A 12298-nucleotide genomic window follows, 5' to 3' on the forward strand; every position below is an offset into this window, starting at 1 on the left:
CCCCCCGGGCGGGGGGGGCCCGGGGGGGGCGCGCGGGGTCCAAAATATTGCCCCGGGGGGCCCGCCCCCCCCGGGGGTTTTTTCCCCCCCCGCCCGCGCGCCCCCCCCCCCCCCCCGGGGGGCCCCCCCCTTTTGCTTGAGGGCCTTTGGTTCACTTCACCACCGCCTCGATCCAAATGACAATCCGCCGCGCGAGGAAAGCCGTGGTCGATGGCGACAGCGCGTCGCCGGCAATGACCTGGCGCCCCAGCGACCCGCAAACATGATCGTCGCCCCGTCACTGATCCTATTCGACCGGCGGCTTGCGGTCGAAATTCAGCGGCCGCGCATTCCAGCGGGTGACCGTGCTGATCACCCATCGGCAGAACGGCCTCGGCAGCATCCTGAGCAGCTTCAGCGTCCAGCTCAGGCGGCGTGGGAAAGTGACTTCGAAGCCGCCGTATTCGATGCCTTGCGCGATGCGGCGCGAGGCCAGATTGACCGGCATCAAGCCCGGCATCGGCAGGAAGTTCTTTTCGGTCAGCCGCGTGTCGACAAAGCCCGGATTAATCACCTGGATGCGGACGTTCATCTTGTCGAAATCGTATTTCAGCGACTCGGCCAGGATATTGACTGCCGCCTTGGTGCCGCCATAGGCGGCGGTGGTCGGCCAGCCGAAATAGGCGGTGACCGAACCGATCAGCACGACATGACCGCGCGAGCGTATGCGCATGCGTTCGATGACAGGCACCAGGCCATTGATGATGCCGAAATAATTGACCTCGAAAGACCGACGGAAATTGCGCGCCACAAGATCCTCGCCCGGCGTTGCGATATAGCTTCCAGCGTTGAACACTGCCAACACGATCGGACCGAGATCTTTCTCGATCGCTGCAACCGTCTTCGCCATACGTTTTTCGTCGGTCACGTCGCAAGGATAGGCTGCGACACGGCCCGCCATCTGCGCCGTTTCGACGATGAGCGTATCGATCGGATGGTCATCGGGCGCAGTCACCGCGACGACATAGCCCCGAGCGGCAAGATCCTTGGTCAGCGAACGGCCGATACCGCTGCTGCCGCCCGTAATCCAGGCGACGCCATGCTTCGGATTGGCCCGATAGAGTGTCATGCTGCGCCCCGCCGGCTCTTCTTAGCTTGTGCTCTAACGGTGAAGAAATCGAATGAAAAGAGTGCTTTTCGGTACATGGTTGAAATGAATACCGGCCGGGCGCGCCTGGCTGCAGGAATTGCAGTGTGCGAAATGCGACTGGACCAGGCAAATTCTTGCCTTGAAACCGAAGCTTCGGGTTTCTAGGGTTTCGCCGCACCCACAAAGGAATCTCCATGCCCCGTTCTGTGATCGACGTGATCGGCAACACGCCCCTGATCCGCCTCAACAAGGCCTCGGAAGCAACCGGCTGCGAGATCCTGGGCAAGGCCGAATTCATGAATCCCGGGCAGTCGGTCAAGGACCGCGCCGGCCTGTTTATCATCCGCGATGCGGAGCAGCGCGGGCTGCTGCGGCCCGGCGGCGTCATCGTCGAGGGGACGGCCGGAAATACCGGCATCGGATTGACACTGGTTGCCAAGGCGCTCGGCTATCGCACGGTGATCGTCATTCCCGACACCCAGAGCCAGGAGAAGAAGGATACGATCAAACTGCTCGGCGCCGAGCTGATCGAAGTGCCCGCCGTGCCTTACAAGAACCCGAACAACTACGTGAAGCTGTCGGGCCGGCTGGCCGATCAGATGGCGAAGACCGAGCCGAACGGCGCGATCTGGGCCAACCAGTTCGACAATGTCGCCAACCGTGACGGCCATATCCGCACCACGGCCGAAGAAATCTGGAACCAGACTGCCGGCAAGGTGGATGGTTTCGTGTCGGCGGTCGGTTCCGGCGGCACTCTGGCAGGCGTCGGTTTCGGGCTGAAGGCCAAAAACAACCAGGTCAAGATCGCGCTGGCCGATCCGCTGGGGGCAGCGCTCTATTCCTTCTACACCAGCGGCAAGCTGAAATCCGAGGGCAGTTCGATCACCGAAGGCATCGGGCAGGGGCGGATCACCGCCAACCTCCAAGGCTTTACACCCGATTTTGCCTTCCAGATCCCCGACGAGGACGCACTGCCGATCGTATTCGACCTGATCCAGGAGGAGGGGCTTTGCGTTGGCGGTTCGACGGGCATCAACATTGCCGGCGCCATTCGCCTGGCGCGCGAGCTAGGCCCCGGCCACACCATCGTGACCATGCTTTGCGACTACGGCACGCGCTACCAGTCGAAGCTGTTCAATCCTGAATTCCTGCGCGAAAAGAAGCTGCCGGTGCCGGGCTGGATGGAGCAACAGAGCACGATTTCGGTGCCATTCGAAAGGGTTGCGTGATGGCGCACAAGACCGAAGCGCTGTTTCGTGACGACACCTATCTGGGGACGGCCGACGCCACCGTCGTCGCAGTCAACGATCGCGGCGGCATCATTCTGGACCGGACGGTGTTTTACGCCACATCGGGCGGGCAGCCGGGCGACACCGGTAGCCTCGAACGCGCCGACGGCACCGGCATAGCGATTGCCGCTACGATCACCGGCGAAACCAAGGACGAGATCATCCATGTGCCGGCGCCGGAGCAGGCAGTTCCAAAGGTGGGCGAGCGCATGAGGCTCGCCATCGACTGGCCGCGGCGGCAGTTGCTGATGCGCATGCATTCTGCCTGCCACCTGCTTACCGTCGTCTGTCCGTTCCCGATCACCGGCGCCGCGGTTTCCGAGGACGACAGCCGTATCGATTTCGACATCCCGGACGCCGGCTTTAGCAAGGAAGACGTGACGGCCAGACTGATGGAGCTGGTGCGAGCCGACCACCCGATCTTCACCCGGCTCATTTCCGACGAGGAACTGGCATCCAATCCGGGCCTGGTGAAATCCAAGAATGTGCGGCCCCCGGCCGGCACGGGAAAGATCCGATTGGTCTGCATCGGCGAGAACGCCTCGATCGACAGCCAGCCTTGCGGCGGCACCCATGTAAAGAGCACCAGCGAAATCGGCGAGATCCATATCGGCAAGATCGAGAAGAAGGGTCGCGAGAACCGGCGCTTCCGCATTCGCTTTGGTCCTATGCCGCCAGCCTGATATAGGACTGCGACGGGCGGGACAGGAGAGAAAAGATGGCCGACGACAGTCCTTTCACCATCGATGCCGATTGGTTACAGAAGCGGCTCGGCGAGCCCGGCCTGACGATTGTAGACGCGTCCTGGTATCTGCCGGCGCAAAAGCGTGACGCGCGCGCCGAGTATGACGCAGCGCATATTCCAGGCGCCCGCTTCCTCGACCAGGATGCGGTTTCGGACCCCGACGCGGCTCTGCCGCACACGCTGCCGTCGCCGCAGCATTTCGCGCAATATGTCGGCGCGATGGGTATTTCGGCCGATGACACGATTGTTGTCTATGACGGGCCAGGGTTCTTTTCTGCACCGCGCGCCTGGTGGTTGTTTCGCGTCATGGGCGTGTTCCAGGTCTATATGCTCGACGGCGGCTTCGACCGTTGGAAAGCCGCCGGACGGCCGGTGACGGCGGAGCCGACGAAGATCGCGCCTTGCGTGTTTTATGCCAACTTCGATGCGGCCCGCGTCGCCAGCCTTGCCGACATGCGCCGGATCGTCGAGACGGGGGAGAGCCAGATCGCCGACGCGCGCTCGCCTGGCCGTTTTGCCGGCACCGAGCCGGAGCCGCGCCCCGGCATCCGCTCCGGCCATATGCCGGGCGCGCACAACGTGCCGTTTTCGGCGCTTTCGGAAAACGGCGAATTGTTGCCGAAGGACAGGCTACGCAAAGTGATCGAAGGAGCCGGCATCGACCTGTCGAAGCCGGTCGTCACCTCCTGCGGGTCGGGCGTCACCGCGGCAGCCATCACGCTGGCTTTGGAGACGCTTGGCCATGCCGACAACAGGCTTTATGACGGTTCATGGACCGAATGGGGCGGGCTTTCCGACACGCCCGTCGTGACGGGCAAGGACTGACGGGGATGGAAGACGGATCGCTGGAAGACATCGACGTCACCGTGACGTTTCTCGAAATGCATGTGCCGCCTGCCTATTCGCCGCCGCTGCCCTACAACCGCCAGATCGCGCTGCTCAAGACCAAAGACATTCCGCTGCATTTCTACCGCTATTTGATGGATCGGGTCGGCCGCAAATGGCACTGGGTCAATGTGCTGAGGCTGAGCGACGAGGAGCTTGCGGCGGGCATCCACCGCGAGGACCGCGACATCAGGGTACTTTATCTGGATGGTGCGCCGGCCGGCTTCTTCGACCTCAAGCCGCATTTGCCGGAAGAAGTCGAACTCGCCTATTTCGGAATGATGGAGCACGCGACCGGGCAAGGCATCGGCCGCTGGTTCCTCGGTGCGGCAATCGCCGCAGCCTGGTCGCACGGGCCAAAGCGGGTGACGGTGCAGACCTGCACCCTCGATCACCCAGCAGCACTGCCGCTCTATCAAAAAATCGGCTTTACGCCAGTGGCGCAAAAAAAGGAGGTCGTACATCCGATGTCTTTTGCCGAGCGGGCGGCCAGCGTCATGCGGCTTTGATTTTTTCAGGCCCGTTCATCCAAGCTTCAGCTTGTCGTTGCCACGTCCCAGGGTCTCTGGATCAACACTCAAAGGCGGACCCGGCTTGAATGAGCTTGGCTCTTTCCATATCGCTATCGTCTAAAAACCGATGGAGGATCGCACGATGGCAATACGCGTGGTAATGGCCGGCGCGACCGGCTGGGTCGGCAAGGCGCTGGTTCCGGCGATCGGGGCGCAAGGCGACATGGCGCTGGCCGGGGCGGTATCACGCAGCGGCGCGGGGCAGGATTCCGGTCTGCTGGTTGGCATGCCGGCTAATGGTATCACCGTTTCCGCCTCGCTGGCCGAGGCGCTGGAGGCGCCGTCGGACGTGCTGGTCGACTTCACCAAGCCGCATGTCGTGAAAGACCATGTGCTGCTCGCCATCGACAAGGGACGGCACGCTGTGATCGGCACGTCGGGACTGGGTGCTGCCGACTATGCCGACATCGACGCCGCGGCGCGCGCCAACGGCGTCGGCGTCGTTGCCGCCGGCAACTTTTCCATCACCGCCACGCTGATGAAGCGGTTTGCACTTATGGCGGCAAAATACGTGCCGGATGTCGAGGTCATCGATTATGCCAGTGCAAAGAAGCCCGACGCGCCCTCCGGTACCGCACGGGAGCTTGCTGAGGCGCTGGCCGACATCCGCAAGGCCTCAACGGCAAAGCCGGTCTCCGAGGTCTCTGGCGTGCCCGCTACACGCGGTGGTGCGGTCGGCGCAGGCGAGGGGGTGCAAGTGCACGCGCTTCGCCTGCCGTCCTACATCCTGTCCTGCGAGGCGCTGTTCGGCCTGCCAGACGAGCGGCTGACCATCCGCCACGACGCTGGCTCGTCCGCGGCGCCTTACGTGGCGGGCACGCTGCTCGCCATCAGACGGGTGCAGCAGATCAAAGGTCTGGTTCGTGGTCTCGACGCGCTGATGGATTGATCCATTTCGGCAGGAATCGGGTGGGAAGCTCCGTCTTGCGAGCATAATCTCCAGTCGACACACCGGAGATCATGCCATGACGCTAAAATTCAAAGCCTTGCCAACCGATGCCGTCCGGGCACTTCAGCGCGGCGGGGCGGATGCTTATGGCCTTAAGCCAGAGCGGCAGATTTCGGACGGCGACGGCGTGCCTTGCCGTCACTGCCTGAAGAACGTTGCTACGGGAGAAGCCTATCTTGTTCTGGCATATCGGCCTTTTCCGGAGCTGCAGCCTTATACCGAAACCGGGCCGATCTTTCTTCATGCTGAAGAATGCGAACGCGCTGTCGAGGTTGAGTTGCTTCCCGAAATACTCGAAAGCAGCGATTACATCGTGCGCGGTTATGGCAAGGACGACCGCATCGTTTACGGCAGCGGCGGCGTAATTCCGACCGACGCCATTGCCGCACGGGCAGAGACGTTGTTCGAACGCGACGACATCGCTTACGTCCACATCCGCTCGGCGGGCAACAATTGCTATCAGTGCCGGATCGACCGCGCGTAACCGGACAGGCTGCACCGGCTTGGGGCTGTCGTACGCCCGTCGCATACCGGCGGTAGAAAGACACTGTCGATCGATTTGCCGACCGCGGATGAACCGGCGGGAATTTTCGACAATCGAGGAAGCGGGGCTTTGGCTCCGCTTTTTTGTTGTCCGGTCATTCCGCGCGCCTCGACACTTTTCAGTTTTTCGACATAAGAAAAAACCCGTCGGACGAATCCGACGGGCACTGGAGAGGCAGATTCGGACAGCTCAGGCGGCGAGAACGGCCTTCGGCTCGACCAGCTCGTAACCGAGCGCTTCGGCCACTGCGCGATTCGTGATCTTGCCCTTGTGGACGTTCAGCCCGTTGCGCAGATGGTGGTCGTCTACCAGCGCCTTGAGGCCCTTGTCGGCGAGCTGCAGGCCATAATGCAGCGTCGCATTGTTGAGCGCGTGGGCTGAGGTGACCGGCACCGCACCCGGCATGTTGGCGACGCAATAGTGGATGACGCCGTCGACCTCATAGGTCGGCTCGGCATGGGTCGTGGCGTGCGAGGTCTCGAAACAGCCGCCCTGGTCGATGGCGACGTCGACCAGCACGGCGCCTTTCTTCATGCCCGACAGCATTTCGCGCGTCACCAGCTTGGGTGCTGCTGCCCCCGGGATCAGCACGGCGCCGACGACTATGTCAGCCGAAAAACATTCTTCCTCCAGCGCCTCGACGGTCGAGTAGCGGGTGTGGACGCGGCCGCCAAAGATATCGTCGAGCTGACGCAGGCGCGGGATCGAGCGGTCGATGATAGTGACATCGGCGCCAAGGCCGGCCGCCATCCGTGCGGCATGCAGGCCGACGACGCCGCCGCCGAGCACAGTGACCTTGCCGGGCAGCACGCCGGGCACGCCGCCAAGTAGCACACCGCGGCCACCATTGGCCTTTTGCAGCGCCGTGGCGCCCGCCTGGATCGACAGGCGGCCGGCGACTTCCGACATCGGTGCTAGGAGCGGCAGGCCGCCGCGCTCGTCGGTGACGGTCTCGTAAGCTATCGCGGTCACGCCGGAGGCCAGCAGGCCCTTGGTCTGCTCCGGATCCGGAGCAAGATGCAGATAGGTATAGAGGATCTGGCCGTCGCGGAGCTGAACCCATTCGTTGGGCTGCGGCTCCTTGACCTTCACGATCATGTCCGACTTGGCAAACACGTCGGCGGCCGTCTTGGCAATCGTGGCGCCGGCGGCACGATACGCGTTGTCGTCGGCGCCGATGCCGGCGCCAGCGCCGGTCTCGACCAGCACTTCATGGCCATGCGCGACATATTCGCGGACCGAACCGGGTGTCAGGCCGACGCGGTATTCATGGTTCTTGATTTCCCGGGGGCAACCGACGCGCATTTTTTTCTCCTGATCCGTCCCCTTTTTGGGGCTGTTCCCTGTCCAGAGATAGTGAACCACGAATCGCTCGGTAGGTGTTTGCGAATGCGCTTGCCTGAGAGGCCACTGTTCGATAATCGTTGCGCAAAACATTAGAATTGTCGCAGGAACCCGCAAAAATGCCGCTCGACAGGATTGATATCGCCATTCTCGAGACATTGCAGAAAGACGGGCGGATACCGAACGCAGCGCTGGCCGAGAAGGTTGGCCTGTCGCAGTCGGCCTGTTCGCGGCGACTGGACAATCTGGAAAAATCCGGAACCATCCGCGGCTATCATGCCCGGCTTTCCAATGCTGCACTTGGGCACCAGATGACGGCGATCGTGCATATATCGCTGTCCGGGCAATTCGAGAAGACGTTGTCGGATTTCGAGGCGGCGATAAAGCGCTGCCCGAACGTCCTGTCCTGCCATTTGATGTCGGGCGAATATGACTACATCCTGCGCATCGCGGCAAAGGATCTCGTCGACTACGAACGTATCCACAAGGAGTGGCTGTCGGCAATGCCGCATGTGACGAAGATCAATTCGTCTTTTGCCTTGCGCGAAATCGTCGATCGCACTGCCGTGGGAATGAAGCCCGAGCTCGCCTAGGCCCCGAACTCGCCTAGGTGTTGAATGCCTCGGTCACCACACGGTCCATCGGAATGTCGTGCGGCTGTGGGTAGATGGTGACGATGCGCTGCAGTTCGTAGCCGACGCCGATGACCAGCGGTTTGGAGGGCATCGCGGCAAGCGTGCGATCGAAGAAGCCGCCGCCATAACCCAGGCGAAACTGCCCGGGATCGATGCCGACAATCGGCGAAATGACGATGTCGGGCAGCACCGGATCGCCGTCAGCCGGTATCGGGATATTCCAGACGCCCTTCTCCAGCCGGTCTCCGTGGGTATAGGCGCGAAAGACAAGCGGCCGGTCTTTCTCCACGACGACGGGCAACGCCGTGCGCCCGCCCCGCGCGTTAACGGTTTCCATCCACGGGCGCAGGTCCGGCTCGCCGCGAAACGGCCAATAGAGGCTGACCATGCGGCCGGCGATGTCGCCGATCACCGCGTCGAGCCCTTCGGCAATGCGCTGCGACATGGCTGCGCGCGTGTCGGCTGAAACGGCAAGGCGGGATGCGATCAACCGCTCGCGCTCGGCCTTGCGCCAGCGCCTTACGTCGGTCCAGTCGGATAGCGGCGCTTGGAACTCCGGGTCGAGCTCGTGCATAAAACAAGGCGGCGAGGCGTACTGCGCTGAGCCTTCGTCTTCATCCCTAGCCATGCTTCACCTGCAATATACAGTTCCAACCAAGTCGTATCCTGGACGTAGGCTATATCCGGGAATGGGCCTGCAGCATGCGTATTCACGACATCAAGAGACGAGTCCCAGGCAGTTGCAGCGCAGCCATTGCTGCACTGCACAACGATACTTACATCAGTCTTGGCGAGAGGGATAAGTGAGATGAACACAGCCAACCATCACGTCGTCGTCGTAGGTGCCGGTTTCGGCGGCCTCGAATTCACCCGCGCACTTGCCGGCGCACCGGTGCGCATCACCATGATCGACAGGCGCAATCATCACCTTTTTCAGCCGCTGCTCTACCAGGTGGCGACGACGGCGCTGGCCACCTCCGAAGTGGCCTGGCCGATCCGCCATCTCCTGCGCAAGCGCAATGACGTGACGACGCTGCTCGCCGCCGTGACTGGAATCGACCGCGGCGGCAAGCGGGTGCTGCTGCAGGACGGCGGCACGGTCGCTTACGACACGCTGGTGCTGGCCACCGGCGCGCGACACGCCTATTTCGGCCATGACGAATGGGAGCCGTTCGCCCCGGGCCTGAAGACGCTGGAGGACGCCACCACCATTCGACGGCGTATTCTTTTGGCTTTCGAGCAGGCCGAGCGGGAAACCGATCCCGCCAAGCGCCAGGCATTGCTGACGCTGGCGATCGTCGGCGGCGGGCCGACCGGCGTGGAACTGGCCGGCACCATTGCCGAACTTGCGCATGACACGCTGCGCGGCGAGTTCCGCAACATCGATACGCGCGAGACGCGTGTGGTGCTGATTGAGGCCGGCGACCGCATCCTCTCGAATTTCGCTCCCGAACTCTCCGATTATGCAACGAAGGCGCTCGAACGGCTCGGCGTGACCGTCGAACTCGGCAGGGCGGTTACGCGCTGCGATGCCGAGGGTGTCGTCTTCGGCGACGCCCATTTGCCGGCCAGGACAATCCTGTGGGCGGCGGGCGTCGCCGCTTCCCCGGCCGCCGAATGGCTCGGCGCGGCAGCGGACCGCGCGGGCAGGGTGTTTGTCGAGCCCGACCTGAGTGTGCCGGGAAACCCGGAGATTTTCGTCGTCGGTGACGCAGCGCACGTCCTGCGGCCGGACGGCCGGCTGGTGCCGGGCGTCGCGCCCGCCGCCAAGCAGCAGGGACGGCACGTCGCCGCGACGATCAAGGCAAGGCTTGCCGGTGACGCGACGCCGCGTCCTTTCAGCTACAGGCATGACGGCGATCTGGCGACGATCGGCAAGCGCGCCGCGGTCATCGATTTCGGCTGGATCAAGCTTACCGGCCGGCTTGCCTGGTGGTTATGGGGCTTGGCGCATATCTACTTCCTGATCGGCTTTCGTAACCGGCTTGCGGTTTCCCTGAGCTGGCTATGGATCTACTTCACCGGTCAGCGCAGCGCTCGGCTGATCACCCAGGGTGACGACGATAAGGGCTGATTGTTCGCTGCCGGACATTCATCGGCGCGTCACCTCCTCTTGATGGAATCGGCTTCTGGACTCGGCTGTATTTCGGCGCGAAGCTTTGCTTCGGGCAGGACTTGTCACGTCGTGGAAGAAAGAGAAAACGAATGTCCCAATTGCGCCACCTAGTCTCACGCCGCGATTTCCTCGCCGGCGTTGCCGCCAGCGGAGCGCTGATCATGCTGCACCCGTTCTCCGCCCGGGCTCAAGCCAATCAGGCGCATCTGAGGATTATGGAGACGACCGACATCCACGTGAACGTGCTGCCTTACGATTACTACGCCGACAAAGCTAACGACACGATGGGGCTGTCGCGAACGGCATCGTTGATTGAAGCCGTGCGCAAGGAAGCAACCAACGCGATGCTGATCGATAATGGCGACCTTCTGCAAGGCAACCCAATGGGCGACTACATCGCCTACGAGAGGGGGATGAAGGACGGCGATCTGCATCCGGTCATGAAGGGCATGAACCTGCTCGGCTACGAATGCTCGACGCTCGGCAACCACGAGTTCAACTATGGCCTGTCGTTCATGGACAAGGTGCTGGCCGGTGCCAATTTCCCGTTTGTCTGCGCGAACCTGATCCGCGGCACGGAGCTCGCCGCGAACCCGCGCGACGACAAGCTTTATCTCAAGCCTTACGTCATCCTCGACAGGAAGATCAAAGACGGGTCGGGCGCCGAGCAACCGATCCGGGTTGGCATCATCGGCTTCGTGCCGCCGCAGATCATGGTCTGGGACCTGAAAAATCTCCAGGGCAGCGTCAAGACGCGCGACATCGTCGAGGCGGCCAAAGCGTGGGTGCCGCAAATGAAGGAAGAAGGCGCTGACATCGTCATTGCGCTCTCCCATTCCGGCATCGACGTGAAGCAAAGCGACATGATGGAGAATGCCTCCTTCTTCGTTGCCGGTGTCGAAGGTATCGATGCGGTGTTCACCGGCCACCAGCATCTCGTCTTCCCCGGCAAGAAGGACTTTCAGTCACTGGACGCGGTCGATACGGCGAAGGGCACGTTGCAGGGCAAGCCCGCCGTCATGGCCGGCTTCTGGGGCTCGCATATGGGGCTGATCGACCTGTTGCTGGAGCGCGACGGATCGACGTGGAAAATCGCCTCGGCGATCTCTGAGGCCAGGCCTATCTTTGAGCAGGTCGACAAGACGAACAAGCCGACCGTCGCGGACGACCAGCGCATCGTCGACGCGCTCAAACAGGACCACGAGGCGACGCTTGCCTATGTGCGCCGGCCGGTCGGCAAAACCTCGGCGCCGCTCTATTCCTATTTTACGCTGGTTGCCGACGATCCATCGGTGCAGATCGTCAGCCAGGCGCAGACCTGGTACTTGAAGGACATCCTGAAGAACACAGAGTGGAAGGATATGCCGTTGTTGTCGGCGGCGGCACCGTTCAAGGCCGGGGGGCGCAACGGAGCCGACTATTACACCGACGTGCCGGTGGGCGATATCGCCATCAAGAACGTCGCCGACCTCTACCTCTATCCAAACACGGTGCGCGCCGTCGAAATCACCGGGGCAGAGGTGAAGGAATGGCTGGAAATGTCGGCCGGCATCTTCAACCGGATCGAACCGGGCAAAGCCGACCAGGCGCTCGTCAACACCGACTTCCCATCCTATAATTTCGACGTGATCGACGGCGTCACATACAAGATCGATCTGTCGCAGCCACCGAAATATGATTCGAAGGGCGGGCTGGTGAATGCCGGCTCGACCCGCATCATTGACTTGATGTTCGACGGCAAACCAATTGATCCCAAGCGAAAATTCGTCGTCGCCACCAACAACTACCGGGCCGGCGGCGGCGGCAATTTCCCGGAGATCAATGCCTCGAAGATCATCTACGAAGCGCCCGACACCAACCGCGACGTGATCGTGCGCTATATCGTCAGCAAAAGCACCATCAACCCGTCGGCGGACGCCAACTGGTCGTTTGCGCCACTACCGGGAACCAGCGTCGTATTCGAGACCGGCGCCAAGGCGAAGGATTTCATTGCGCAAGTGAAGTCGCTGAAGATCGAGCCGGCGGGCGAGGGCGAAGCAGGCTTTGCAAAATACCGCATCACTCTTTGAGGATTTGAGCGTCGGCTCGAA

12 protein-coding genes are annotated in these 12298 nt (G+C 62.2%); 9 read left to right on the top strand and 3 right to left on the bottom strand.

Features of this window, described 5'->3' with window-relative positions:
• Positions 1-286 precede the first annotated feature (286 nt).
• Positions 287-1108, bottom strand: a complete 822-nt coding sequence (locus AC0L2Y_RS08670; protein WP_352491382.1) for an SDR family NAD(P)-dependent oxidoreductase — start codon at positions 1106-1108, stop codon at positions 287-289.
• A gap of 215 nt (positions 1109-1323) precedes the next feature.
• On the opposite strand from AC0L2Y_RS08670, the gene AC0L2Y_RS08675 reads away from it, so the two are divergent.
• From AC0L2Y_RS08675 to AC0L2Y_RS08700, 6 genes are all read left to right on the top strand, one after another.
• Positions 1324-2358, top strand: a complete 1035-nt coding sequence (locus AC0L2Y_RS08675; RefSeq protein ID WP_473555378.1) for a cysteine synthase A — start codon at positions 1324-1326, stop codon at positions 2356-2358.
• Entirely contained in the window at positions 2358-3101 is a 744-nt protein-coding gene (locus AC0L2Y_RS08680) for an alanyl-tRNA editing protein (RefSeq protein ID WP_473555380.1), read from the top strand. The genes AC0L2Y_RS08675 and AC0L2Y_RS08680 overlap by 1 nt, the downstream gene beginning before the upstream one ends.
• A gap of 35 nt (positions 3102-3136) precedes the next feature.
• Positions 3137-3988 carry a 3-mercaptopyruvate sulfurtransferase gene (sseA, locus tag AC0L2Y_RS08685; RefSeq protein ID WP_473555382.1) on the top strand — a complete coding sequence of 284 codons (852 nt, stop codon included), beginning with the start codon at positions 3137-3139 and terminating at the stop codon, positions 3986-3988.
• Positions 3989-3993: 5 nt separating this feature from the next.
• Positions 3994-4557: a GNAT family N-acetyltransferase gene (locus AC0L2Y_RS08690; RefSeq protein ID WP_473555384.1), complete on the top strand. Its 564-nt coding sequence runs from the start codon at positions 3994-3996 to the stop codon at positions 4555-4557.
• Between the two features lie 145 nt (positions 4558-4702).
• Positions 4703-5509, top strand: coding sequence for a 4-hydroxy-tetrahydrodipicolinate reductase (dapB, locus tag AC0L2Y_RS08695; protein WP_473555386.1), 807 nt, complete (start codon positions 4703-4705; stop codon positions 5507-5509).
• A 76-nt stretch (positions 5510-5585) separates the two neighbouring features.
• On the top strand, positions 5586-6053 hold the full coding sequence (locus AC0L2Y_RS08700) for a DUF1203 domain-containing protein (RefSeq protein WP_473555388.1): 468 nt from the start codon (positions 5586-5588) through the stop codon (positions 6051-6053).
• A gap of 249 nt (positions 6054-6302) precedes the next feature.
• Here the strand turns inward: AC0L2Y_RS08700 and ald are convergent, their stop codons facing one another.
• Positions 6303-7418, bottom strand: coding sequence for an alanine dehydrogenase (gene ald / locus AC0L2Y_RS08705; RefSeq protein WP_352491375.1), 1116 nt, complete (start codon positions 7416-7418; stop codon positions 6303-6305).
• Between the two features lie 158 nt (positions 7419-7576).
• Here ald and AC0L2Y_RS08710 point away from each other — a divergent pair, with 158 nt between their 5' ends.
• Positions 7577-8050, top strand: coding sequence for an Lrp/AsnC family transcriptional regulator (locus tag AC0L2Y_RS08710; RefSeq protein WP_023675099.1), 474 nt, complete (start codon positions 7577-7579; stop codon positions 8048-8050).
• A gap of 13 nt (positions 8051-8063) precedes the next feature.
• On the opposite strand, the gene AC0L2Y_RS08715 is transcribed toward AC0L2Y_RS08710, so the two are convergent.
• Positions 8064-8720 carry a 5-formyltetrahydrofolate cyclo-ligase gene (locus tag AC0L2Y_RS08715; protein ID WP_352491374.1) on the bottom strand — a complete coding sequence of 219 codons (657 nt, stop codon included), beginning with the start codon at positions 8718-8720 and terminating at the stop codon, positions 8064-8066.
• Positions 8721-8900: 180 nt separating this feature from the next.
• Here AC0L2Y_RS08715 and AC0L2Y_RS08720 point away from each other — a divergent pair, with 180 nt between their 5' ends.
• Together AC0L2Y_RS08720 and AC0L2Y_RS08725 are read left to right on the top strand one after the other, a co-directional pair.
• A complete protein-coding gene (locus AC0L2Y_RS08720; RefSeq protein ID WP_473555391.1) occupies positions 8901-10166 on the top strand; it encodes an NAD(P)/FAD-dependent oxidoreductase in 1266 nt (421 codons plus the stop codon).
• Between the two features lie 131 nt (positions 10167-10297).
• Complete coding sequence (locus AC0L2Y_RS08725) at positions 10298-12277, top strand: bifunctional 2',3'-cyclic-nucleotide 2'-phosphodiesterase/3'-nucleotidase (protein ID WP_473555392.1); 1980 nt, start codon at positions 10298-10300, stop codon at positions 12275-12277.
• The last annotated feature ends 21 nt before the right edge of the window (positions 12278-12298 follow it).

Source organism: Mesorhizobium sp. WSM4830 (assembly GCF_055811495.1).

Bases quoted from the DNA above. Each gene is read 5' to 3' on its own strand.
- AC0L2Y_RS08710 (WP_023675099.1), top strand. From the start codon at position 7,577: ATGCCGCTCGACAGGATTGATATCGCCATTCTCGAGACATTGCAGAAA.
- ald (WP_352491375.1), bottom strand. From the start codon at position 7,418: ATGCGCGTCGGTTGCCCCCGGGAAATCAAGAACCATGAATACCGCGTC.
- AC0L2Y_RS08670 (WP_352491382.1), bottom strand. From the start codon at position 1,108: ATGACACTCTATCGGGCCAATCCGAAGCATGGCGTCGCCTGGATTACG.
- AC0L2Y_RS08680 (WP_473555380.1), top strand. From the start codon at position 2,358: ATGGCGCACAAGACCGAAGCGCTGTTTCGTGACGACACCTATCTGGGG.
- AC0L2Y_RS08690 (WP_473555384.1), top strand. From the start codon at position 3,994: ATGGAAGACGGATCGCTGGAAGACATCGACGTCACCGTGACGTTTCTC.
- AC0L2Y_RS08725 (WP_473555392.1), top strand. From the start codon at position 10,298: ATGTCCCAATTGCGCCACCTAGTCTCACGCCGCGATTTCCTCGCCGGC.
- sseA (WP_473555382.1), top strand. From the start codon at position 3,137: ATGGCCGACGACAGTCCTTTCACCATCGATGCCGATTGGTTACAGAAG.
- AC0L2Y_RS08715 (WP_352491374.1), bottom strand. From the start codon at position 8,720: ATGGCTAGGGATGAAGACGAAGGCTCAGCGCAGTACGCCTCGCCGCCT.
- dapB (WP_473555386.1), top strand. From the start codon at position 4,703: ATGGCAATACGCGTGGTAATGGCCGGCGCGACCGGCTGGGTCGGCAAG.
- AC0L2Y_RS08675 (WP_473555378.1), top strand. From the start codon at position 1,324: ATGCCCCGTTCTGTGATCGACGTGATCGGCAACACGCCCCTGATCCGC.
- AC0L2Y_RS08700 (WP_473555388.1), top strand. From the start codon at position 5,586: ATGACGCTAAAATTCAAAGCCTTGCCAACCGATGCCGTCCGGGCACTT.
- AC0L2Y_RS08720 (WP_473555391.1), top strand. From the start codon at position 8,901: ATGAACACAGCCAACCATCACGTCGTCGTCGTAGGTGCCGGTTTCGGC.